Below are 22,580 nucleotides of genomic sequence, written 5' to 3' on the forward strand. Positions count from 1 at the left end.
ATCATTGGCACATTCGCCTTTTGAACCGGCGCCACCTGAACCGGCGAATGACTATCGGGAACGAAAGGTAAAATCAACGTTCTGCGCGCCGGGTACCAGGCAGGCATTTGTTTCTCCTCATACTTTAGTCGAGCGTGCGCAGATTGCGGATGCGGTCGAAAGCGACCGCGATGATGATGAAGGAGCCGATGAACATGCCCTGCCAGAACGTGGAAATACCGAGCAGAATTAGCGAGTTCCGTATCACTTCTATCAGGAGAGCACCGATGACGGCGCCAAGTGCCGTTCCTTCGCCGCCCGCAAGGTTGGCTCCGCCGATAACGGCGGCGGCAATCACCGTGAGCTCCATCGCCTGACCAAGATTTGTCGTCACACTGCCAAGCCAGCCGGCCATGAGAATGCCCGCGACGCCTGCGGTCAGTGCTGAAAACATGTAGATCGACACTTTGATTCGCTTTACGGGAATACCGGTCAGCGTCGCCGCCTGCTCGTTGCCGCCGATCGCGAACACGTACTGGCCCCACCTGGTCCAACGGAAAACGACGCTCATGACGATCGTCAGAAGACCGAGCGCATAGATGGGATGGGGCAGCCCAAGGGTCGAACCGCCTCCAAGCCAAAGCAGAACGTCATGATCGGGACCGAACTCCCAGATCATCTTGTTGTCCGACAGCACCATGGCCAGCGACCTGGCCGCCGACAGCATACCGAGCGTCACGACAAAAGGCGGCATCCCCACATAGGCGATCAAGGCGCCGTTGAGCAGCCCGACCGCGGCCGCCGCGGCCAGTGCGAGCAGCGCGGACAACCAGAATGGATTTCCCGCCGCCATCAGAACGCTGATGACCATTGCCGCGAGCACCACCGTCGACCCCACGGACAGGTCTATTCCGCCGGAGGCTATGACGGTCGTCATGCCGATGGCAATCAGTCCGACAAAGGCAAAGTTGCGTGTCACGTTGAACAGATTCCGCTGGGTCGCAAAGGAATCCGTCATCAGGGACAGGGCCACGCAGGCCAGGACGGCCGCAAGGAACACCCAGAACACCTGGGCATTGAGCAGCCTGTTCAAAGATGAATGGTGCTGGCTGTGACCGATGGCTTGTTCAAGGGTTGTCATTGGCTGTTCCTCCCTCAAGCCGTTTCTATGGCGCCGGTTATCAGACCGGTGACTTCTTCCGGCGAACTCTCGTTCGCCGCCTTGCAGGCAACAAGCCTGCCTCTGCGCAATACCGCAATCCGGCTGCTGACGGCAAAGACATCCGGCATACGGTGACTGATGAGCACGACGCTGATCCCCTGATCGCTCAGACGGTGGATCAGATCGAGAACCTCTGCGACCTGGCGCACCGAAATGGCGGCGGTCGGTTCATCCATCAGGACGATCTTGGCGTTGGACAGCAGCGTCCTGGCGATCGCCACCGCCTGGCGCTGTCCGCCGGACATCCGCCTGACGAGATCGCGGGGCCGGGTTTCGGACTTCAGCGTGGCAAACAGCTCCGCGGAACGCCGATGCATGGTTGCATAGTCCAGCAGGCGAAGGCCGCCGTAGGACCGTTGCGGTTCGCGGCCGAGAAACACGTTGGATGCCGCCGACAGGTTATCGCACAGCGCAAGATCCTGATAGACGACCTCGATGCCCGCCTGCTGCGCATCGAGCGGTTTGTGGAAATTCACCGTCACGTCATCTATGGAGATCGAGCCCCGCGACGGCCCGAAATTCCCGGCAACGATTTTCACCAGCGTGGATTTCCCCGCACCGTTATCGCCCATGAGCCCCAGCACTTCACCTGGGGCAACTTCAAGCGACACCTCGTTCAGTGCCTGGATGGCCCCAAAGTTCTTTGAGATTCCGGTTAGCCTAAGTCTCGACATTCGATCGTTTCCTCCCCGCCGGCCCGATGCGCCGGTTTGCGCTTCCCGAGCCGCGCCACACGTGTTTCGACGCTGACCCACTGCGCATGAGACATGCTCGCGCGCTGTTTTTCAACGCTTGACTAATTAATATTAGTAAATATTATTTAATAAAAGCAAGGGAGGAATGATGAAGCTTCTGATAACCGGTGCCACGGGGAAGGTGGGACAGAATTTTCTGCCGGAGTTTCTCTCCTCGGAGACGTTCCGGGACTGGTGCGTCGTGGCCCTCTGCAACAACCGGGTGATCGAGCCTCGTGAGCGTGTGGAGATCATCCAGGGATCGATAGCCGACCCGTCCACCGTTGCTCGCGCCATGGCCGGTGTTACGCATGTTCTCCACATGGCGGCCGTAAAGGAATCTCCGGATCTTGCCATCGATGTGTCGATCAAGGGGATGTTCCTTCTCCTCGAGCAGTTTCGGCAGCTTCAAGGCGCAAAGCAGTTCGTCTTGATCAGTGGCGATTGTTCGGTAGGACACGCATTTCAGCCGTATCCCGGGCCGGTGACGGAAAACTCCGAACGCAAGGCCTATCCGGGGTGCTACGCGCTGACCAAGGTTCTGGAAGAAGTGATGCTGGAACAGTACCGGTTTCAGTACGGGCTGAACGGATGCACTCTGCGCGCGCCCTGGATCATGGAAAAGGACGACTTCAGGTACGCGCTGGCCTTCGGCCGCGAGCAGTTCGGCGGACCCTTGTGGACGGACTTTCTGACGCCGGATGATGTCCATACATATGCCAGCGGCAAATACGTGCCCCTGTTGCTCGATCGGCAGGGAGGCCCGCTCAAGCGGAACTTCGTACACGTCAGCGATCTCGTGGCGGCGGCCCTGGCGGCGCTCGACAATCCGAAGGCCACCGGCGAGCTCTTCAACATCTCAATGAACGAGCCGGTCGACTACCGGCAGGCAGCCCAATACCTGGCAGACACCCGATCTTACGAGATCGCAGAAATCCCGACGCCGCTCCATAGCAACTGGCTCGACAACACCAAGGCGCGCCTGATGCTCGACTGGGACCCGTCGGTAGACCTCGAGGCCCTGATCGAAGGCGCCTGGAATTACAGAAGGGATGCAAAAGATCCCCGCAAAATCTGGTACCCGGGGTAGGTCGCTCCGGGACCTGGAACAGAAGGGAGTGACACGCATGAGACACAAATTACTGATGCTGGGAACCGCGGTCGTAATGGCTTTGCAGATCGGTTCCGGCCAGGCTCAAGACAAGAAGACCCTCGCCATTGTCGTCAAAGGACTCGATAACCCATTCTTTGAACAGATCAATCTGGGCTGCAAGAAATGGATGTCCGAGAACGCGGACAGTGAATATGAGTGCCTTTACACCGGTCCGGCGTCTTCTGCCGACGAGGCCGGCGAAGTCCAGATCGTCGATGATCTTCTCACCCGCGGCGTTGCCGCCATCGCGATCTCGCCCTCCAATGCTCCGGCCATGGCCAACCGCATCCGGCAGATTTCTCCGAGCGTACCGGTCATGACGATCGACGCGGATTTCCTGGAAGAAGACCGCGACCTTCGTGCCACCTATCTGGGGACGGACAACTATCTCATGGGTGTCAAGATGGCCGAGGAGGCGGCCAAATTGAAGCCGGACGGCGGTAGCGTCTGCCTGCAACTGGGCAATGTGGCGGCCGACAACATCAATGCACGGGCGCAGGGTTTCCGTGACACCGCCGGCGGTGAAAAGGGGATCGATCGTCTGGCCGGGCAGGGCGGATGGACCGAAATCGACGGATGCCCCGTCTTCACCAACGACCAGGCGGACCTGGCGAACCAGCAGATGGCCGATACGTTCATCGCCAATCCTGACCTGGACGCATTCATTCTGGTCGGTGGCTGGGCCCAGTTCGCGCCGCAGGCCTATACCCAGGTGACCGATCAGGTCATGGACAAACTGAAATCCAGTGAACTGATCATCGTCGCGGGCGACACTCTGCCGCCTCAAACGAAGGCGTTTCGCGAAGGCAGAAGCCATGCGCAGGTTGGACAACGACCCTTCGAAATGGGCTATCGCGCACCTGACGTGATGATTCAGCTCATCAACGGCGAAAGCGTGGACGACCCGCTCTATACGGGACTGGACGTTTGTAACCAGGAAGATCCGGGTTTCTGCGCAGACAATTAAGCAGCCTCTCCTGGGCCGTCGAACTGACGCATTGGTTCGACGGCTCCTTTTTTGACGAATTGGCAACGGGCGGCACGCGATTATGCCTGCCCATTCAGCCGGACGCCGCTGGTCCGCAGTTCGAAAGTCTCCGCGGTCGGGCGTGTCAAGCACGCTTAACGCAAGCACCCCTGAAGCAGCCGCCCAGGCAGAGCCGGGCAACCCTATCTTCGCACCCGTTCCCGTCGGATCGGGAATTAATGCTTGCTAATATTTATTAATAATATTATTAATGATACTGTTCAGAGTGACGCTTCGTTACTCGAAGACAGGGAGGAAAAATTGAACATTCGGAAAACTCTTTGCGTGGCCGCAGTCGTCACGTTCACCGCCACTTCGGCATATTCTCAGGACAAACCACAGCTGGCATTCGTCGTGAATGCGGCTTCCGACTTCTGGAAGCTGGCAGAAGCCGGCGTGAATGCAGCCAAGTCCGAACTGCCCGGCTACGATTTGCAGTTCCGCTATCCCGCACAGGGGACCGCGGCGCTGCAGAACGCCCTCATGGACGACCTCGTTGCCGCCGGTACGGATGCAATCATGATTTCCTCGGTCGATCCGAAGACATCGATCGGTGCCTTCAACCGTATCGCGGCGCAGGTGCCTCTGTTCACCACGGACAGCGACGCCCCGGAAAGCGACCGTATCGCCTATCTCGGCTCGTCGAACACCCTGGCCGGCAACCAGGCCGGTGAGATTGCGATCAAGGCCTTGCCGGACGGCGGCAAATGCATGGGCTTTGTCGGCTTCCTGGGCGCGGACAATGCGAAGGAGCGCATTGCCGGTTTCCGTGAAACCGTGGAAGGCAAGGGCATTGAACTCGTCGACGTGCGCGGCGACGACGTGGACTTCGCCAAGGCACGCTCCAACGTCGACGACGTGCTGGCGGCCAATCCGGAAATCGACTGCATGGTCGGATTCTATTCCTACAATCCGCCGAAAATCTATGAAGCGCTGCAAGCCGCCGGAAAGCTTGGCGAAATCACCGTCATCGCATTCGACGAGGACCCGATCACGCTGGGTGCCGTCCGGGAAGGCAGTTTCGCCGGAACCGTGGTGCAGGACCCCTACCAGTGGGGATATCAGGGCATGCATCTCATGGCCGATTTCCTGGAGGGCGACAGGTCGGGCATTCCCGCTGACGGACTGATCATCGTTCCGACGAAGATCATCGATGCCTCGAATGTCGATGCGTTCGAAAAAGAACTGACGGAACGGATCAAAGGTTAGGTCGACGCCCTCCCAGGCGGACCCTTGGCCGTGCGGACCGGACTTCCGGCCCGCACGGCCAAAGCCAATCTTTTGAGGTGGAGCCAGAATTTTGCATCCCGGATTTCAGAAGATATCCCTTGAGCTTAGCCGGGTGACGAAAGTCTACCCGGGCGTTGTTGCCCTGCAGGACGTGGACCTGAGCATCCAGGGCGGAGAGATCGTCGGTCTGATAGGCGAGAACGGCGCCGGGAAATCGACGCTGATGAAGGTGCTCGGCGGCACGGTATCGCCCGATGGCGGGCGCTATACCATTGATGGCGTGGAGGTCGGGAAGCTGACCCCTTCCGAGGCGGCCGCACTCGGCATCGCGTTCGTGCACCAGGAACTCAATCCGTTCACCAATCTCGACGTAACAGCGAATGTGCTTCTCGGACGGGAAATGACATCCGGTCCGTTGAGACTTCTCGACCGTCAGGCGATGGTCGACAAGGTCAGGCCGATCCTGCAGTTGCTCGGCGCGCGCTTCGGCCCCGGCGATCCGGTATCGGACCTTTCGCTGGCAGACCAGCAGCTGCTCGAAATCGCCAGGGCCCTGTCCATGAATGCACGGCTCGTCATTCTGGACGAGCCCACTTCCAGCCTGACTCTGTCGGAAACCGAACGGCTGCTCGAGGTCATGCGGCAATTGCGCGAGCGCGGCGTCGCGGTCCTGTTCATCAGTCACCGCCTGACGGAAGTGGAAGACATTGCCGACCGGGTCGTCTGTCTGCGCGACGGCAACAATGCCGGCGAGCTCACAGGGGCCGAAATCCGCAAGGAAACGATGGTGCGGATGATGATCGGCCGGGACGTGAGCCAGTTCTATGAAAAATCCCGCCACCGGATCGCCCGGCCCGTTCTCGAAATGACCGGCGTGCGGACGTCAACTTTCCCCGGCGCCGCAGTCAACCTGAGCCTGCATGGCGGCGAGATCCTCGGTATCGCCGGGCTGGTCGGCGCCGGACGGACCGAACTGGCGCGCGCCATTTTCGGCATCGACAAGCTTCTCGGCGGATCCATTCGCCTGGACGGCAAGGCATTGCAGCCCCACTCGGTTCCCGCGGCGATCGCGGCAGGCCTGTCGCTGGTTCCCGAAGACCGCAAGGAACAGGGGCTGCTGCTCGACTTTCCGATCTACGAGAACCTGACGCTGCCTTGCCTGAACACCCTTTCGCGCTTCGGGGTCGTCGACAGGGCCCGCGAGAACGAGCTTGCGGAATCCTCTCGCAGACGCCTTTCCATCAAGGCCGGCTCGCTGTCGAGTGCCGCCGCCGAACTCTCCGGCGGAAACCAGCAGAAGGTGGTGCTGGCAAAGTGGCTCGCCATGAACCCCAAGGTCATCATTTTCGACGAGCCGACCAGAGGCATCGATGTCGGCGCGAAGGCGGAGGTCTATCACCTCATGCAGGCGCTGACCGAAGAGGGCGTCGGTATCCTGATGATTTCGAGTGACATGGAGGAAGTCATCGGCGTCTCCCACCGGGTGGCGGTCATGCGCAGAGGCCATGTTTCCGGAATATTGAATTCGGACGAACTGACAGAAGAAAACATTCTCCGGCTGGCTGTCGGATAAGAAGGATGGGGAACAAGAATGCAGAAAAAGGATATCGGGCTCGCCGTGCTCGTGCTCGTGGTCGGAACCGTCGTGGCACTGATCAATCCCAGGTTCCTGTCGCCAATAAACCTCGCCAACACCGCCAACCTGATCGGTCTGTTCGGACTGTTCTCTCTTGCCGAAGCCTTTGTGATCGTCACCGCCGGCATCGAGCTGTCGGTCGGCTCAGTCATCGCGCTCCTGGGGGTCATCTTTGTCGACCTGATCGTCCAGCAGGGCGTTCCCTGGCCGCTCGCCGCGCTGATTGTCCTGGTGCTCGGAGCCGTGTTCGGCCTGATACACGGCTGGCTGGTCACGCGGCTGAAGCTGCAGCCCTTTATCGTGACCCTGTGCGGCCTTTTGATCTATCGCGGAATTGCACGTTTCTACACGAAGGACGGCACGGCCGGTTTTTCCTTCGGCGATAATTTTCCCATCCTGGAATGGCTCGTTTCCGGACGGACCGGCGGCGTACCGCATTCGATCCTCGCCTTCGCGGTGGTCGCGGTCGTCGCCTGGTTCGTCCTGCACCGGACCGTCTTCGGCCGCCATCTGTTTGCCGTGGGAAAAAACGAGGAAGCGGCCCGCTATACCGGTATCAATACCCGGCGCGTCATCGTGCTCGCCTATGTCATCTGCATGGTGCTGACCGGTCTGTCGGCGATATTCTTCGCCATGTATACGCGTTCGATCCACCCGGCCTCTCACGGCAACTTCTATGAACTTTATGCGATCGCGGCCGCCGTGCTCGGCGGCTTTTCCCTGCGGGGCGGGGAGGGGTCGATCGTCGGCGTGGTTCTCGGCGTCGTGCTGCTGCAGGTTCTCCAGAATCTGGTGAACCTTCTCGGCATCCCATCCTCGCTGAATTTCGCCGTCATGGGCAGCGTGATCCTCATCGGCGTCATCGCGGACAATCAGATTGCCAAACACCGCAATTCGCGCCGCCAGGCCAATGCCCTGGCGGCGATCACATCGGCCAGACCGGAACAGGCTGATCCAGGGCGTTGCCCGGTCAATTGACGTCCGGTCCAGGGCCGTGTGCCCCAGTCTCCCGCTTCGCAGCCGAACGCAGCCGAAAGCGCGGAGCCGATCGAACCTTTGCAGCAGGTCGCCCGCCAGGGCCGTCGCCGGCCCGGGCTCGGAGCGAAATGCGCAGTGTGCCGCGGCTTGCCGTTCGGCCGACGGCGGTCTGAGACCCGGATTACCTTCCCCTGCGCAGCTGGGGCTGCCGGCCGAGACCCATTTTCTTGGCAAGGTTGGAACGCGCCGCGGCATAGTTTGGCGCCACCATGGGATAGTCCGGTTCGAGGTTCCACTTTTCGCGGTATTCTTCCGGCGACAAGTCATAGTGACTGCGCAGGTGGCGCTTGAGCGACTTGAATTTCTTGCCGTCTTCGAGACAGAAGATGTAATCGGGAGTGACTGATTTCTTGATCGGCACGGCGGGCTTCAACGGCTCGGGCTCCGGAGCTTCCGTTGCAGTCTTCTGCAGGGCTCCGTGAACTTCGTGGATCAGCGCCGGCAGTTCCGTCGAAGAAACAGAATTGTTGCCGACATAGGCCGCAACAATATCTGCCGTCAGGTCAATGAGGTTTGCGTCCATCTGAGTATCGGTCATTCTTTCACCGTTCTTTTGCATTGTCTAAAAGTCTACCCTGGTCTCACCTGCAACAGTGCAGCGACATACGCTGTCGCAAACTACCTTTCCAACTGAAAGGGCATTGGTGGATACGACGCAAACTGGAACAAATCATGGCGTGAGACAAGAATCGACGACTGCACACCTTTGACGGCACATGGTAGATGCGGTCGCAGAGGGCCGATCCAGCTGCCTCAGCACTTGCAAAGGCCGAGAAAGCCGGGATTTCCGGGGAAGCGATCAGTTCTCGCTGGATGGGAAACGGTCGACCGGACGATTGCCGCCCCCGGAATGAAATCGAATCGGGGTCAACAAGGCCGGGACGGTTTCGGGATCACCTTGGCAGCGGATTCGGCCAGTCTCGCGCCGCGCTCCCTATTTCACATCAAAGTGGAAATAGTCCGGCCAGAGATCCTGGAAGGTGCCGATATCGATCTGCAGTTTGTTGAGATGGCTGTTCATGTTCGCGACTGCCTGTTCCGCGTCGCCGTTTTCCATCGCGTCGAGCACGGCAGTGTGTTCGGACACGATCAACTGCATCCGTCCCTTTTGCGGCAGCGTGAGGCGTCTGTAGCGCTCCACCTGGAGCCTGATCTTCTCAATCATCTGCCAGATGCCGGGATAGCCGCTTGCCGAAGCGATGCCTGCGTGAAAGGCGTTGTCCGCAGCATGGAAAGCCTGTTCGTCGCCACTGTCTGCAAGTTCCTGTTCCCGCTGGATGATGGCCCTGAGCTCCATCAGCTGGCTCTTCGTCGCCCTGGACGTCGCCTCGCGGACGCAGACCTCCTCCAGCGCCTTTCTGGCGACGATCGCTTCCCGCAATTCCGCAACCGGTATCCTGGCGACAAAGGTACCGGATTTCGGGAACACGTCGACGAGATGCTCCTCCGCAAGGCGCAGGATCGCTTCCCGCACCGGCGTCCGGCTGATGCCATATTTCTCGGTGATTTCCTTTTCCGCCAGAGCGGCTCCCGGCGGCAGGGTGACGTTGACGATCGCATCCCGGAGATCCCTGTAGACGATCTCCGAGTTACGCGCCCCTTTGCGTGCAGATCCGGTTGCCGAGCTGCGCGGCGGCGAGTTCCGGGCCCTCGGCTTGCGCGTCTTGACATTCGCGCTGCGCGTTTCGTCCAACGATACGGCCATCACATCCCCTGAAACCGTGCGTCCTTGGCTCTTGTGGAGACAGCGTTTCATCTGCCTCGGAGTATCGACGGTTTCATCCCTCTTGTCCGGTCCACCAGAGCATCCTGCGGTCGCAAGAACGCTGCGAAGATGAACCTACTTCAACAGGATGCTCTAGCAGTCTCGCTTCGGGTTGGCCAGTCGAATACGGTTGCCTTCCTTTCACACATCATATATGTAAAATATCTTGTATACTAGTTATATTAGAATTGGCCGGCTGACTGGAGGAGTTCGGCCGCGCCGATGGGAGGACAAAATGTTTGGAAGAACGATCAAGCGCGGCCTGCTGGCCGCTGCCATGACAATTGCCGTTGCAGGTCAGGCCTGGGCTGGGGACCTCAAATGGGCACATGTCTATGAAGAGGGCTCGAGCTACCACAAGTGGGCGCTTTGGGCGGCAGAGCAGATCAAGGAAAAAACCGACGGCCGCGTGAATATTTCGGTCTATCCCGCCTCGTCGCTCGGCAAGGAAGCCGAGATCAACGAAGGCCTGACCATCGGCTCCGTCGACATGATCTATACCGGCCCGAACTTCGCCGAGCGCGACTACGGACCAATCGCCATTTCCGACTATCCCTTCATGCTGAAGAACTACGATCACTGGAAGGCCTACCGCGACAGCGATCTCTTCGCGGAGCTCTCCAAAGGCTACAAGGAAGCGACCGGCCACACGGTGACGGCGATCACCTGGTACGGCTATCGCCACGTGACCTCCAACTTCCCGATCACCAAACCGGACGACATGACGGGGCTGAAGATCCGCGTCCCGGACTCGCCGCTGATGGTGCTTTTCCCGAATGCGGTCGGCGCCAACCCGACGCCCATCGCCTTCTCCGAGGTCTATCTCGCCTTGCAGCAGGGCGTGGTGGATGCACAGGAAAACCCGTTGCCGACGATCAAGTTCAAGAAATTCTATGAAGTTCAGTCCAACATCAACCTGACCGGTCATATCGGCAATTCGCTGATCATCATCGTTTCAGAGAACGCCATGGGGCAGCTCGGCGACGATACACAGATCGTCGATGAGGTCCTCAAGGAGGCTGCGGCACGGAACGCGGACGAGATCCACCAGTCTGAGCAGGATCTGGTGCAGTGGTTCCGCGATCAGGGCATCCAGGTGAACGAGGTCGACAAGGCAGCCTTCCGGGCAGCGGTCGAGCCTGTTCTGACCGACGAGTCCAAGGTGCCTTACACCCAGGAACATTACGAGCGGATGCAGGCTCTCGCGCAATGAACCGACGCAGCGATGCGGTGACGGACGGGACCGGGCCGGACACTGCTCAATCTAAGGAAGGGCGTGCCGACGGCGCGCCCGACCTGCTGCGGTTCGAAGACGGGAAGACGGACCTGAGTGCATTGAGATGGATCGATGCGCCCGCCATCCTGATCTTCTGGGTTCTGGCCGTGGTCGTCTTCCTGCAGTTTTTCACCCGCTACGTGTTGAATGACTCCCTTGCCTGGACCGAGGAAGCCGCGCGCTATCTTCTGATCCTGGTGTGTTTCCTGGGATCGATCACCGCGACGCGCCGGGGATCCCACATCACGCTGGAATTCCTGATGCGCATGGTCCCGCCCCGCGTTGCAAAGGGACTGGCGGTGCTATCGCAGACCATCACTCTCGGCTTTTTCGCCACGATGACCTGGATCGGCATCGAACTCACTCAGAAGACCCGCCAGAAGATGGTGGCGATGCCGATCCCCAAAGCCTGGATCTACACCGTCTGCGTCGTCGCGCTCGCCATCATGGCGTTCTATTCGGCCTTCTGGCTGTGGCGCCGTGTGCGCCAGACACCTGACGAAGTCGTCCGATCCCTCGACGAACACCTGCCTACCGACTGAAGGACGATCCCCGCATGGCCATCATGTTCATGATCCTGTTCCTGTTTGCCCTGATGATCATCGGCGTTCCGGTCGCCGCGGCGCTCGCCCTGGCATCGCTGGCCTTCGTTGTGGTGGACGGCCTGCCGCCGATGATCGTGCTGGCCAACATGGTCAACGGCATCAATTCCTTTCCCCTCATCGCGGTTCCGTTCTTCATCCTTGCCGGCAACCTGATGAACTCGGCGGGCATCACGACCCGCATCTTCGCCTTCGCCCGCGCGGCCGTCGGCTGGATGCATGGCGGACTGGGTCACGTGAATGTGGGGGCGAGCGTCATCTTTGCCGGCATGTCCGGCGCGGCGGTCGCCGACGCGGGCGGTCTCGGCAATATCGAGATCAAGGCGATGCGCGACGCCGGCTACGATACGGATTTCGCCGTCGGCGTCACGGCGGCGTCCTCCACCATCGGGCCGATCATTCCCCCGTCCCTGCCGCTGGTCATCTACGGCGTGATCGCGGATGCCTCCATCGGCCAGCTCTTCATGGCGGGGATCGTTCCGGGGCTGATGATGGCACTGGCACTGATGGCAATGGTTGCCTGGTATTCGCGCCGCCGGAACTATCCGCGCGATCTGAACTTTCAGTTCGGCCGGCTGGGGCGGACGTTCGTCGACGCCTTCCTGCCCCTGATGACCCCCATGATCATCATCGGCGGCATCATGTTCGGCATCTTCACGCCGACCGAGGCCGCCATCGCGGCGGTTGCCTGGTGCATCTTTCTCGGCGTCGGCGTCTACCGGACCCTGGACTGGAGAAGGATCCTGAAGGTGTCCTTCGACACGGTCGAAACCACGGCGGCCATCATGCTCATCGTGGCAGCCTCGACCATCTTCGCCTGGATCCTGACCGCCAACCAGACCGCGCAGCACTTCTCCCAGCTGATGGTGACCCTGACCGACAACAAGGTGTTGCTCCTGCTGATCATCACGCTGATCGTCCTGGTGATCGGCCTCTTCATGGAGACGATTGCCGCAATCACGATCCTGACGCCGGTGCTCCTTCCGGTCGCCGTCGGCCTCGGCATCGATCCCGTTCACTTCGGGATCATCATGATCCTGAACCTGATGATCGGCCTGCTGACCCCGCCTGTCGGAATGGTGCTCTATGTCCTGTCGAGGGTTGCCCAGGTGCCCTTCGAGCGCTGCGTGACCGCAACCGCACCGTTTCTCATTCCGCTGATCACGGTGCTTCTTCTGTTGACCTTCGTGCCGGAATTCTCCATGTGGCTGCCGACCCTGGTCTACAGGTAAGGCCCGGACCGAAGGAAACCCTCGGCGATGCCTGGCGGTCAGCAGCGCCAGAGCAACGCCGGTTAGCTCCGGACAACGCAGGAAATGCGGCGCCGTCCGGTCGACGGTTATTTCCCGCAGTTATAAAAGCCGCGGTATCCGGCGGTCAGGCCTTCGTCGAGCTGGAAGACCAGTTCGGAATCCGCGCGCCAGTCCGCATCTTCACCGAGCGACCTGACGGTAACGGAGGTGCCGGGTGCCGAGAATTCCGCCGTGCCGCTTTGCGGATCGCCGGATGTATCGAGGCCGACCAGGACCCCGTTCAGTTTCATCGCCGCCCGTCCGCCGTCCTGAGCTGCCCACAGGACCGGATCGGTTTCGGGACTGCGGTTGAACGTGCAGCGCGAATCCGCCTCCAGTATGCGCTCCGCCTCCGCCTCCGGCATGGGCGAGAGGTCAAGCTCGCTGATAAGCGTATTGGAAAGCGCGTCCGCGATGCTGCCGGGCTCGGCAGGCGGGTCCTCGTAGATGCTCTCCACCACCTTTCCGGAGGAGACCTGGGAGATGAGAAAGCGCATCTCGGCAATCTCCTGGCGCTGCGCCCTGATGATCTCGTCGGCGAGCTTGCGCACGCGGGGGTCGCGGATCTGTGAACGCTCGGACGTCATGACGGCGATCGAGTGGTGCGGTATCATCGCGCGCATATAGCTCGGTCCCGAAACCGTGCTCTGGCTGCGGACCAGCCACAGCGAAAGGGCAAATACGATGATCGCGCCGATGAAGATCGCTATGTTCAGCGCCTTGTTGCTGTACATGCCCAGCATGTAGGCGAGCATGATAACCGCCATGGTGGCGCCCATAAGAATGGCCATGTAGACGCGGGTCTCGCTGAAGAAGACGTGTTCCCAGGCGTAAGTGTTCAGGTACATCAGCACGAACATCACCACCGTGGAGGTGAGGATCATCAGGCCGAAGCGAATATAGGACATGAGTGCTTTCCTGTTCGGGTGCGTTAGTTGCCGTCGGGAGGTGAAGTGCCGGCCGGCGGCTCACGGTGCGCATCACCATCCGCCGATGATTGTGTCTCGCGGGAACGATCCTGCGCGTTCGCCGTCATCCTCGAATAATCGTCGGCCGAGAGCCCGAGAAGGGTCGTCACGAACGCGGTGATCCTGGAGATTTCTTCGGCGGAATGGTGCTCGCCAAAGGCCGGCATACCCGTCATCTTGATGCCGTTGGAGACGATCCAGTGGATCTCCTCACCCGTCCATTCGGTGGCCGCTTCGGTCAGGTGTGGCGGCTCGGGCCGCATTCCCCGAGACCATTCGCTCGGCTTCCGGCCCGGCCCGCCGTGGCAGTGGGCGCAGCTCTCCGCATAGTGACGCGCACCCTCGGCGAGCACTTCGTCGGAACGACTTTCCGGCAGCTCCACCTTGCCGGCCCGGGTCTCCACCGAACGATGCATCGTGGTGTCCAGGGTCCAACGGACCGCATCGAAATGCTGATCCGAGGCGGCGACATTGTAGGCGCCCGTGTAGGTGATCGTAAGCCAGACAGCGATGGCGATCAGGATCGTGGCGACGATCCCACCCGCAGCGCCAAATAGGGCAGGGTGCTTTTTCATGATCGATCTCCCGCGTTCATCGAAGCATTTCGCATGCGCAGGCCAATGGCCGCGCTGAGACAGCCTTGCACGTCAACCGGACACCGCCCTCGAAGTTCCCGAAGCGCTTTCGAAAACCAAGACCGGCCGGCGCCGGTACGAAGTAGGCCGCATGCCGGAACTTCATCCAGCCGTAGCCGCACCTATCCTCTTACCGCCGCCAGAACCTTGCGTGTTCTCTCCAGCAGTGATGAACCGTGCTGCGACGGAATGTCCGTGAAGTCGCCTCTGAGCGCCTTGAGCGCATAGCGTTCCTCCCCGATCTCCGAAGCGGTACGGATCCCCAGGCGCCGCATTACAGGAACCGGCGGACACCAGCCCTGCACCGCGTGCTGAAAAAGGAAACCCGTGACGAGAGCAGGCAGAGCGAGCCAGCGGCGGTCCACGCCCGCACCAAGCGCCACACCCGCAAATCCAAGGACCGATGCATTTGCCTCAAGGGTCCGCTCAATATCCCATTCCCCGTCGAGTTCATCGAGACGGGCATCGATTTCGTCGGGATGCCGAGCGAAATAGGCAACCCGATCTTCGGTTTCCCGCCGCAGCCGGCGGTTGATCGCATCGGAAGTATTCGAAGATACTCGTTCTGTCGTGGCCGGAAGCATAGTTTCCTCCTGTATACGTGCTAGCCAGCCAAACCATGAACGATGCCTTTCGTTCCCGACTTCGGGAACACGATCGCCGGGCAAAGGCCTTTATTCTTCGGTAGGTGTCTGACCGCGCGTGCACATCTTTTCGACGGCGGCCAGCAACATTGAGTGGCTCAGCGGCTTGGAATGCGCCAGTGCGCGCATATCGGGCGGCACCTCCCGCGCATTGTGGCCGCTGACAAATACGAAGGGTATCCCGCGCGCCGACAAGTACTCGGCCACCGGCAGACTTGCTTCGCCGGAGAGCTCGACGTCGAGAAGCGCCGCGTCCACCGTTTCCTCGTCGATCGCAGCAATCGCGGCTTTCACCGTGGCACATGGTCCGACAACACCATAGTCGGCGTCACGCAGAGCGACAGCATAATCCTCCGCAATCAGCCATTCGTCTTCCACGATCAGAATTTGAGGCGACATCGGTCTTATCCAAGGTCAATCTGCATTCCGTCCGGCTTCCGAGAACGCAGAAAAGGTGTTTGCCATCAAAGCCCTCTAGGATCTTGGGCATCCTCGTGCTGGCAGGATTCTCAAGACGTCCGGATCGAAGGGCCGTTATCCTAACAAACCCATTGGCGAGAAGAACGTTCCAACCTCACCGTTAACTCGGCCGACGGCACCCGTGCAAGGCGAACGCTGTGCGGTTGCGCACGTCTCCCGCCCACGCGCGCGCATACGTCTCGGCCCCGCCAAACCCGCAACTCGCGGCGAGAGAGGGCCACAGTGTCTGCCCGGATTGAAACCTGCCGCTCTTCCGCGCGTTATCACGGGTATGACGACACTTAACAGGAGTATGTGCCCGAACGCTCTTCCCGGGTCGCCCAACCAGCAATTCGCGGATCGAATGCCGCAAGTTGAAAACATCGGCGGTCAGGTTCCTGCTCGATTGCTTGTTCCCATGCGCCGCCGCCAGGCCGCGCCCGTTGCGACCCCCTTGGAACGCGACGACCAGGAGAAAGGAGCATAGCTGTGGCAAGTATCCGCGGACGCCGTGTCCTGATTGTCGAAGACGAACCACTTCTTGCCGAGGATCTGAGCCGATACTTCCGGAAGATGGGTGCCATTGTTCTGGGGCCGGCATCCAATCTGGACGCGGCTGTCAGGTATGTCGACCTTGCCGAGGCGGCCGTGCTCGATGTCAACCTGAACGGTCGCAAGGTCTTTCCTGTCGCTGACGCACTGATGCGCCGGCACGTCCCGTTTGTCTTCTTCACCGGCGCCGGCGATGTCTCGATCCCGTTACGATTTCAACTCGTCGGCCGTCTGTACAAACCCGTGAACACCGACGGCCTGTTTGATGCTCTCTTCCCGCCGGAGGCCGGCCGCAAGCCGATGGATTCCACATCTGATGATGCCTTCGCGGTTCTGCCCAAGCTCAGGCTGACGGCCCTGCTGCTTCTCGAAGATGCCAGCTCCGCCGACCGCCTCGTGGAGCTGACCCTGGAGCGGGCGCTCGGCGCCGTCGACACCAGGAGCAGCTATGCAAGTCTCGAGGACTGGCTCAGCCACGTCCTGGAACAGACGCATCGCACGATGGGCCGCAATCTGATGAGTTAGGGTATGGCCTCGGACCGACTGGAACCGCCGCAGGAGAAAACTCACCTTAACCGCGCATCATGATTGCGCCCTATCTTTGCCAAATTGAGATCACAAGCTGCATATCTTGTGAGCAGGGACGAAGCGGAACAGAGGATTTAGCCATGGAGGGTGTGCCAACGCACCAGGGTCTCCTCGACGCGTTGCCGATAGCGGCCTGCGTCACTGACGCCGAAGGCCGGCTCACTTATTGCAATCATGCAGCCGCCGAGTTGTTGGGATATCAACCGAAACCTGGTTCGCAAAGCTGGCACGACAGGTGCACGCTGTTCTGGCCGGACGGACGTCGCATGGACTTTGACGAGTCTCCGTTCGCGATGAAGCCAGGCAAAGACGCGTCGGCTTTCGGCGACGCAATCCTGGCAGAGAGGCCGGACGGGACGCGCAAGGCGTTGACGGTGTCCACCACGCCCACCGACCATGACGGCTCTACCGGGTACATCCACCTGCTGACCGATGTAACGGACCGAAGGGATGCCGAAATTGCCTCGGCGCGCCTGGCGGCAATCGTGTCCTCCTCCGACGATGCGATCGTCAGCAAACGGCTCGACGGGACCGTCACCTCATGGAATGACGGCGCCGCCCGGATCTTCGGTTATCAGCCCGAGGAGATGATCGGCCGGTCCATCAGAAAAATCATTCCGCCCGAGTTGCAGGCGGAAGAGGACGACATCCTTGCCCGGCTTTGCCGCGGGGAGCGCATCGGGCACTTCGACACCGTGCGACTTGCCAAGGACGGGCAGCGGGTGCATCTATCACTGACCATTTCACCAGTCCTTGACGGCTCGGGAAACGTGATCGGTGCGTCGAAAATCGCGCGCGACATCACCGAGAGAAAGCGCAGCGAGGAATTGCAGCACCTGCTGTTCAACGAACTGAACCATCGCGTCAAGAACACGCTCGCGATGATCCAGGCGATTGCGAGCCAGTCGTTGCGAACGGCATCGAAGCCGGCCCAGTTCGTCGACAGCTTCAATGGTCGCGTCAATGCCCTGGCCCGTGCGCACGACCTTCTCGTTCAGCATGAGATGAAGGGTGCAGGGATCCACGATCTCGTGCGCGACCAGGTCTCGCTTGGAGCGGCGAATGAACGCCGGGTGACGTATTCCGGCCCGGGCCTCCTGCTTGAATCCCGCACCGCGGTCCACTTGGCCCTCGTCCTCCACGAACTTGCCACCAACGCCCGCAAATACGGTGCGCTCTCGATTCCCGAAGGGGCATTGTCGATCACCTGGAAAGTGGACGTGCGCCACGGCCGCGTGCTGCATCTCCACTGGCGTGAGAGCGGCGTTGCCAATCTGCAGGCCCCCCGGAAACGCGGGTTCGGAACCACCCTGATAGACCGGAGCCTTGAAGCCAACCGCGGTGAGGTGCACCTGGATTTCGGGGCGGACGGCATTGTCTGCGACATCGAACTGCCGCTTCCCGAAGAGGAACGCTATTCGTTCACGGAAGCAGCAATCGGAGCGAACAACGAGAATTTGGTGCGGAAGGGGGCGGGATCCGCCCGTCACGGCAAGCGAATTCTGATCGTGGAAGACGAGCCGCTTATCGCAATGGAGCTGGAATCCACTCTGGCGTCGCACGGCTTCGAGGTGGTCGGCCCTGCCTCACATGTTGAAAGCGCGATCCGGTTAATCGGACAGGAGCGCCTCGACGCGGCCCTCCTGGACGCAAATCTGGGCGGGAAACCGGTTACCGACGTGGCGGAGGCTCTGGCGGAGAAGGGTGTCCCCTTCGCCTTTGGCACCGGTTTTGGCCGCGAGGCCCTGCCGGCAGGGTTCCGCCACGTTGAAATCGTCCCGAAGCCCTTCGAAACGGACCGGCTGATCGACACGGTAGACAGGATACTCACAAGCGGCGATCAACCGGCCACCGTCGTGCCGCTGAAACCCAAAAGGAAAAGCTGAGCCGGGAAGTCTTCCCCCGCCGGCTCAATTCACCGGGCCAGCGCCATGGTGCATGTGAGGGCACCGACGCCGCTGATGATGCTCAAGCGAATCCCGGCTGAGGCCCTGATCACACGAGGCTGATGACCCGTTCAAGGTTCGCCATTGCGCGGACACCGTCGGCGATATCCGGCGCAGCCGATGTTTCTCCTTTCAGCGCCGATGCGACATCGGCGATCAGGGCGTTGTAGCCCTTGTGATCCTCGTTCGCCGCGGCGGTGAAATTCGGTGTCCAGGACAACGTATCGGATCCGTCCGACAGGGTCGCCTCCGGGTCGTCCGCCTTGAACGGCGGGTTGCGGTGGTATGCGACGTTAATGACATTGTCCACTTCCACGCGGGCCTGATCGCCCATGATCTGGATGGATTCCATTGGCGTGCCGCGGGACTGGACCGTCCCCATGACGATCGTGCCGATGACCCCGTTCCGGCACTCGAAATTGACATGAAGAAGCAGATGACCGGACACCGGTTCGATCTTCCTGAGGGCCATATCGGCAAAGCCGTCGCCCGCGAACCACGGGATCAGGTCCATGTAATGGACGCAATGGTGGAGATAGAACCCGGTATAGTCCACCTCTCCTGAGAAATAGGTGGGCGCGGTCATATATGTGCCGGAGATGCCCAGCACCTGCCCGAAATCCCCTTTGCGCACAATATTGCCTGCAATCCTGTTGCCGGTTGAATAGCGTTTCATGAAGCCGACCAGCACCGGCTTTCCCGCGCGCTCCGAGGCTGCTGCGATTTCCTCCGCCGCCGCTCTGTTTTTTGCCGGTGGCTTTTCCAGAAAGACCGGCAGCCCGCGTTCAAGAGCCGCGAGGGATGCGATGTGGTGCAACTCCGGGCCGACGGCCATTCCAATGGCGTCAAGGCCCTCGTGGGCAATCAGCTCCCGGTAGTCGGAATAGACGGCCGCCGCGCCATATTGCCAGGCGGCTCTTGCCGCCGCGCTTTCGTCAACGTCGCAAACGGCCGCGACACGGATATCGTTCCGGCCCAGTTGGGGCATGAGCATCTGCGTCGCATGACGACCGCAGCCGATCCAACCGATCTTCAGGGTCATTGTGCAGCCTCCGCCATGGCAAGGCAGGATCTTATCAGGGCAAGCCCTGCCGTCAGTTTACCCGTCTCGTCCTCCCGCGGCGCCCGCCAATGGGCAATGGGCAGACCGACGCGGTCGTCGTTGCGCCGGAACGGTTCCAGGGAGATCGGACCGCGATAGCCGATGTCGGCCAGCGCCTTCATGATCACGGGCCAGTCCAGGTGACCGGTTCCCGGGAAGCCGCGATGGTTTTCGTTGGCCTGAAAATGCACGACACGCGGTCCCGCCGTCCGGATCGCATCGGCAATCGAGCGTTCCTCCATGTTCATGTGGAACGTATCGAGCACAAGCCCGAGCCCCGGATTGTTCACTGCATCGGCCACATTGATGGCCTGAGCCGTGGTCGAGACAATGTCCGTCTCGAAGCGGTTCAGCGCTTCCAGCGCGAAGACGCATCCGGCTCGCGCGGCGGCCGGTGCGGCGTCCGCAAGACCCTCGATGGTTCGCTCGGCCCGCCTGCGGATTTCTTCGTCCGTCCAGGGTGTCGGCGCACGGCCGGCAAACACCAGCGGTTCGCCGTAGAGCGGCCCGCCAATGATGCGCGCACCCAGGGCCGAGGCCACATCCACGCAATAGTTCAGGTAATCAAGGCCGCCCTGCCGGCATCCGGCATCCTCGCTGGCGATGGAGCGCTTCAGGTTGACTCGCGCGGCCAGGACCACATCGAGATTTGCGTCACCGAGGGCTTTCGCGGTTTCCTCGAGATCCAGGTCGTCCTCGCGTTCGGGCACCAGCAGTTCGACGAAATCGAAGCCGAGGTCCCGGATGTGCTGGAAGAGCCCGAGGTCGGCCCGGGTAAACGGCCGGACGAATTGCATTGAAATGATGCCGATGGGGTTTGTCACGTCTGTGGTCCTGTGTCTCGTCATCCCTTGACTGCTCCCTGTGTCAGGCCACTGATCAGGCGTTTCTGGACGATCAGGAAAAGGATGGTTGCGGGCATGGCGCCGATGATGCCGCCGGAGGTCAGCAGACCCCACTCGACCTCGTATTCGCCGATAAGGGTCTGGATTGCGACGGTGATCGGGCGGACGTTCCGGCCGCCAAGGGTGAGGGCGTAAAGATACTCGTTCCAGGCGGTGATGAAGATGTAGATGCCGGTCGCAATGATGCCGGGCGTGCACAAGGGCAGCACGACGCGCCAGAGCGCGCCAAGGCGGCTGCAGCCATCGGTCATTGCAGCTTCGTCGAGGCTTTTCGGAATGCCGTTCATGTAACTGGTCATCATCCAGACGGAGAAGGGAATTGCGACGGTCGCATTGGCGATGACAAGCGCCAGATGCGTATCGAGAATTCCAAGCACGCGCATGAGCACGAAAAGCGGCAGGATCAGCAGGACGACCGGGAACATGTTGATGACGAGGAATTGCAGCAGCAGGTATCGTTTGCCGCGGAACGAGAAGCGGGAGAAGGAATAAGCGGCCGTCACGCTCAGGCTCAGCCCGACGACGACGGTTCCAGCCGCGATGATGAATGAGTGGATCAGATTGGTGAGGAAGCCGACCGTCGAAAACAGGCGGACGTAGTTTTCGAGCGTTGCGCCGACCAGGCCGGGACCTTCGGTGAACAGCCGCTCTTCCGCGGTCAGCGACGTAAGCAGCATCCACAGATAGGGTCCGAGCGTGAACACCAGAATGAGCACCATGGGCAGGTCGACGGTAAGGACCCGCCGAAGCAGTGATTTGCGTCCAACCATCAGTCTACGGCCCTCCCGGCACGACGGAGATAGACGATCACAAGCCCGAGAAGCATCAGCGTGAACAGCACGGCAAGCGACGAGCCATAGCCGAAATCCAGGTTTGTGCGGGCCTTGATGAAAGCATAGAGCGGCAGGGTGTAGGTGGCGTAGCCGGGCCCGCCGCCGGTCATGACGAAGATGACGTCAATGGAATTGGCAACCCAGATGGTGCGAAGCAGCACTGCCGTCACCAGAACGCCGGAAATACCCGGCAGCGTAATGTGCCAGAACTGGCGCAAGTTGCTGGCGCCGTCCAGCGAGGCCGCCTCGTAGTAGCTCTTCGGGATAGACTGCAAGCCGGCCAGGATCATCACCGCGAAGAACGGGAAACCCTGCCAGGTGAGTGTCAGGATGATGGCGTAAAGCGCGGTGTCGGGATCGGCGAGCCAGGGTACGGATGCCTTGATCAGCCCAAGGCGGAGCAGGAATTCGTTCAGGATCCCGTAATTGGCGTCATAGATCCACACCCACATGAGGGCAATGACCACGCTCGGCAGGGCCCAGGGAATGATGATCAGGGCGCGGGCCAGAGGCCGCCACGGAAATTGCTGGTTGAGCAGGAGCGCGGTGGCCAGCCCGAGCAGGAGCTGCGCGGGAATCGTCAGGGCGATCCAGATGATCGTGTGCCGGAGAGAAATCCAGAACACCTCATCCTGAAGGGCGGTCGCGAAGTTTTTCAGCCCGACGAAGGAAAAGTCCTTCGGTTTCCAGAGGACATAGTCGTGCAGGCTCATCCAGGCCGCCTGGATCATCGGAAAGAACACGATCGCCAGTGTCACGAGGACGGCAGGCGACAACAGCGCGTAGGGAAGGACCTTTCGCGCCAGGGCTGCCCGGCCTGCCGGTTGGTTCGCGGTGAGCATGGTCAAATATCCACCCTGTGCAGGAGGGCTCTCCTGCACTCAGTTCAAGTTCCGGACCGCCTGGTTTAAGGCGGAAGGTTGCTCGGGGTCCCTGTCGATGGGGCCACTCTGCGGGATCGAGGGTGCCCGGCCGTCTGCCGGACACCCCCAAC

22 protein-coding genes are annotated in these 22,580 nt (G+C 60.7%); 10 read left to right on the forward strand and 12 right to left on the reverse strand.

Going from position 1 to position 22,580, the window contains the following annotated elements; all coding sequences use genetic code 11:
* Positions 1-124: 124 nt before the first annotated feature.
* Together ON753_RS02925 and ON753_RS02930 are read right to left on the reverse strand one after the other, a co-directional pair.
* The gene (locus ON753_RS02925) at positions 125-1,120 is read right to left on the reverse strand and encodes an ABC transporter permease (RefSeq protein WP_265961061.1); all 996 of its coding nucleotides are present in this window, start codon (positions 1,118-1,120) and stop codon (positions 125-127) included.
* Between the two features lie 14 nt (positions 1,121-1,134).
* Positions 1,135-1,875, reverse strand: a complete 741-nt coding sequence (locus tag ON753_RS02930) for an ATP-binding cassette domain-containing protein (protein ID WP_265961062.1) — start codon at positions 1,873-1,875, stop codon at positions 1,135-1,137.
* Between the two features lie 169 nt (positions 1,876-2,044).
* Between ON753_RS02930 and ON753_RS02935 the strand changes: the two genes are divergently transcribed.
* The 5 genes from ON753_RS02935 (at position 2,045) to ON753_RS02955 (ending at position 7,959) form a co-directional block, all read left to right on the forward strand.
* Entirely contained in the window at positions 2,045-3,025 is a 981-nt protein-coding gene (locus ON753_RS02935; RefSeq protein WP_265961063.1) for an NAD-dependent epimerase/dehydratase family protein, read from the forward strand.
* Positions 3,026-3,062: 37 nt separating this feature from the next.
* Entirely contained in the window at positions 3,063-4,055 is a 993-nt protein-coding gene (locus tag ON753_RS02940) for a substrate-binding domain-containing protein (RefSeq protein WP_265961064.1), read from the forward strand.
* 321 nt (positions 4,056-4,376) lie between these two features.
* Positions 4,377-5,324, forward strand: a complete 948-nt coding sequence (locus ON753_RS02945) for a sugar-binding protein (protein ID WP_265961065.1) — start codon at positions 4,377-4,379, stop codon at positions 5,322-5,324.
* A 91-nt stretch (positions 5,325-5,415) separates the two neighbouring features.
* The gene (locus ON753_RS02950; protein WP_265961066.1) at positions 5,416-6,918 is read left to right on the forward strand and encodes a sugar ABC transporter ATP-binding protein; all 1,503 of its coding nucleotides are present in this window, start codon (positions 5,416-5,418) and stop codon (positions 6,916-6,918) included.
* 18 nt (positions 6,919-6,936) lie between these two features.
* Positions 6,937-7,959 (forward strand): ABC transporter permease, encoded by a 1,023-nt coding sequence (locus ON753_RS02955; RefSeq protein WP_265961067.1) that lies wholly within the window; start codon positions 6,937-6,939, stop codon positions 7,957-7,959.
* A gap of 181 nt (positions 7,960-8,140) precedes the next feature.
* Here ON753_RS02955 and ON753_RS02960 read toward each other — a convergent pair whose 3' ends face one another.
* The gene (locus ON753_RS02960; protein ID WP_265961068.1) at positions 8,141-8,557 is read right to left on the reverse strand and encodes a Ros/MucR family transcriptional regulator; all 417 of its coding nucleotides are present in this window, start codon (positions 8,555-8,557) and stop codon (positions 8,141-8,143) included.
* A gap of 396 nt (positions 8,558-8,953) precedes the next feature.
* Positions 8,954-9,724, reverse strand: coding sequence for a GntR family transcriptional regulator (locus ON753_RS02965; protein WP_265961069.1), 771 nt, complete (start codon positions 9,722-9,724; stop codon positions 8,954-8,956).
* Between the two features lie 295 nt (positions 9,725-10,019).
* On the opposite strand from ON753_RS02965, the gene ON753_RS02970 reads away from it, so the two are divergent.
* From ON753_RS02970 to ON753_RS02980, 3 genes are read left to right on the forward strand one after another with little or no spacing between them, the layout of a single operon-like run.
* Positions 10,020-10,997, forward strand: coding sequence for a sialic acid TRAP transporter substrate-binding protein SiaP (locus ON753_RS02970; RefSeq protein ID WP_265961070.1), 978 nt, complete (start codon positions 10,020-10,022; stop codon positions 10,995-10,997).
* Positions 10,994-11,602, forward strand: coding sequence for a TRAP transporter small permease (locus ON753_RS02975; RefSeq protein WP_265961071.1), 609 nt, complete (start codon positions 10,994-10,996; stop codon positions 11,600-11,602). Before ON753_RS02970 ends, ON753_RS02975 begins: the two co-directional genes overlap by 4 nt.
* 14 nt (positions 11,603-11,616) lie before the next feature.
* Positions 11,617-12,894, forward strand: coding sequence for a TRAP transporter large permease (locus ON753_RS02980; RefSeq protein WP_265961073.1), 1,278 nt, complete (start codon positions 11,617-11,619; stop codon positions 12,892-12,894).
* A 107-nt stretch (positions 12,895-13,001) separates the two neighbouring features.
* Here the strand turns inward: ON753_RS02980 and ON753_RS02985 are convergent, their stop codons facing one another.
* The 4 genes from ON753_RS02985 to ON753_RS03000 form a co-directional block, all read right to left on the reverse strand.
* Positions 13,002-13,862, reverse strand: coding sequence for a DUF305 domain-containing protein (locus tag ON753_RS02985; RefSeq protein WP_265961074.1), 861 nt, complete (start codon positions 13,860-13,862; stop codon positions 13,002-13,004).
* Positions 13,863-13,885: 23 nt separating this feature from the next.
* Entirely contained in the window at positions 13,886-14,497 is a 612-nt protein-coding gene (locus ON753_RS02990; protein ID WP_265961075.1) for a c-type cytochrome, read from the reverse strand.
* A gap of 182 nt (positions 14,498-14,679) precedes the next feature.
* Entirely contained in the window at positions 14,680-15,141 is a 462-nt protein-coding gene (locus ON753_RS02995) for a hypothetical protein (RefSeq protein ID WP_265961076.1), read from the reverse strand.
* 90 nt (positions 15,142-15,231) lie between these two features.
* Positions 15,232-15,600 (reverse strand): response regulator, encoded by a 369-nt coding sequence (locus ON753_RS03000; protein WP_265961077.1) that lies wholly within the window; start codon positions 15,598-15,600, stop codon positions 15,232-15,234.
* Between the two features lie 549 nt (positions 15,601-16,149).
* On the opposite strand from ON753_RS03000, the gene ON753_RS03005 reads away from it, so the two are divergent.
* On the forward strand, positions 16,150-16,737 hold the full coding sequence (locus ON753_RS03005) for a response regulator (protein WP_265961078.1): 588 nt from the start codon (positions 16,150-16,152) through the stop codon (positions 16,735-16,737).
* A 143-nt stretch (positions 16,738-16,880) separates the two neighbouring features.
* Positions 16,881-18,686, forward strand: a complete 1,806-nt coding sequence (locus ON753_RS03010) for a PAS domain S-box protein (RefSeq protein WP_265961079.1) — start codon at positions 16,881-16,883, stop codon at positions 18,684-18,686.
* Between the two features lie 109 nt (positions 18,687-18,795).
* Here the strand turns inward: ON753_RS03010 and ON753_RS03015 are convergent, their stop codons facing one another.
* The 4 genes from ON753_RS03015 to ON753_RS03030 are packed head-to-tail and all read right to left on the reverse strand — an operon-like array spanning position 18,796 to position 22,428.
* On the reverse strand, positions 18,796-19,788 hold the full coding sequence (locus tag ON753_RS03015; protein WP_265961080.1) for a Gfo/Idh/MocA family protein: 993 nt from the start codon (positions 19,786-19,788) through the stop codon (positions 18,796-18,798).
* The gene (locus tag ON753_RS03020; RefSeq protein ID WP_265961081.1) at positions 19,785-20,672 is read right to left on the reverse strand and encodes a sugar phosphate isomerase/epimerase family protein; all 888 of its coding nucleotides are present in this window, start codon (positions 20,670-20,672) and stop codon (positions 19,785-19,787) included. The genes ON753_RS03015 and ON753_RS03020 overlap by 4 nt, the downstream gene beginning before the upstream one ends.
* Before the next feature lie 20 nt (positions 20,673-20,692).
* Positions 20,693-21,526, reverse strand: coding sequence for a carbohydrate ABC transporter permease (locus ON753_RS03025; protein WP_323054676.1), 834 nt, complete (start codon positions 21,524-21,526; stop codon positions 20,693-20,695).
* Positions 21,523-22,428, reverse strand: coding sequence for a carbohydrate ABC transporter permease (locus ON753_RS03030; RefSeq protein ID WP_265961083.1), 906 nt, complete (start codon positions 22,426-22,428; stop codon positions 21,523-21,525). Before ON753_RS03030 ends, ON753_RS03025 begins: the two co-directional genes overlap by 4 nt.
* Positions 22,429-22,580: the final 152 nt, after the last annotated feature.

It is taken from the genome of Roseibium salinum, from assembly GCF_026240905.1.
GTDB classification, from domain to species: Bacteria; Pseudomonadota; Alphaproteobacteria; order Rhizobiales; family Stappiaceae; genus Roseibium; species Roseibium salinum.

What these genes read in the sequence shown, in the direction of transcription:
- ON753_RS03030 (WP_265961083.1), bottom strand. Translation starts at nt 22,428, where the DNA reads ATGCTCACCGCGAACCAACCGGCAGGCCGGGCAGCCCTGGCGCGAAAG.
- ON753_RS02930 (WP_265961062.1), bottom strand. Translation starts at nt 1,875, where the DNA reads ATGTCGAGACTTAGGCTAACCGGAATCTCAAAGAACTTTGGGGCCATC.
- ON753_RS02985 (WP_265961074.1), bottom strand. Translation starts at nt 13,862, where the DNA reads ATGTCCTATATTCGCTTCGGCCTGATGATCCTCACCTCCACGGTGGTG.
- ON753_RS02995 (WP_265961076.1), bottom strand. Translation starts at nt 15,141, where the DNA reads ATGCTTCCGGCCACGACAGAACGAGTATCTTCGAATACTTCCGATGCG.
- ON753_RS02955 (WP_265961067.1), top strand. Translation starts at nt 6,937, where the DNA reads ATGCAGAAAAAGGATATCGGGCTCGCCGTGCTCGTGCTCGTGGTCGGA.
- ON753_RS02940 (WP_265961064.1), top strand. Translation starts at nt 3,063, where the DNA reads ATGAGACACAAATTACTGATGCTGGGAACCGCGGTCGTAATGGCTTTG.
- ON753_RS03015 (WP_265961080.1), bottom strand. Translation starts at nt 19,788, where the DNA reads ATGACCCTGAAGATCGGTTGGATCGGCTGCGGTCGTCATGCGACGCAG.
- ON753_RS02965 (WP_265961069.1), bottom strand. Translation starts at nt 9,724, where the DNA reads ATGGCCGTATCGTTGGACGAAACGCGCAGCGCGAATGTCAAGACGCGC.
- ON753_RS02980 (WP_265961073.1), top strand. Translation starts at nt 11,617, where the DNA reads ATGGCCATCATGTTCATGATCCTGTTCCTGTTTGCCCTGATGATCATC.
- ON753_RS02935 (WP_265961063.1), top strand. Translation starts at nt 2,045, where the DNA reads ATGAAGCTTCTGATAACCGGTGCCACGGGGAAGGTGGGACAGAATTTT.
- ON753_RS02990 (WP_265961075.1), bottom strand. Translation starts at nt 14,497, where the DNA reads ATGAAAAAGCACCCTGCCCTATTTGGCGCTGCGGGTGGGATCGTCGCC.
- ON753_RS03010 (WP_265961079.1), top strand. Translation starts at nt 16,881, where the DNA reads ATGGAGGGTGTGCCAACGCACCAGGGTCTCCTCGACGCGTTGCCGATA.
- ON753_RS03000 (WP_265961077.1), bottom strand. Translation starts at nt 15,600, where the DNA reads ATGTCGCCTCAAATTCTGATCGTGGAAGACGAATGGCTGATTGCGGAG.
- ON753_RS02970 (WP_265961070.1), top strand. Translation starts at nt 10,020, where the DNA reads ATGTTTGGAAGAACGATCAAGCGCGGCCTGCTGGCCGCTGCCATGACA.
- ON753_RS02975 (WP_265961071.1), top strand. Translation starts at nt 10,994, where the DNA reads ATGAACCGACGCAGCGATGCGGTGACGGACGGGACCGGGCCGGACACT.
- ON753_RS02925 (WP_265961061.1), bottom strand. Translation starts at nt 1,120, where the DNA reads ATGACAACCCTTGAACAAGCCATCGGTCACAGCCAGCACCATTCATCT.
- ON753_RS02960 (WP_265961068.1), bottom strand. Translation starts at nt 8,557, where the DNA reads ATGACCGATACTCAGATGGACGCAAACCTCATTGACCTGACGGCAGAT.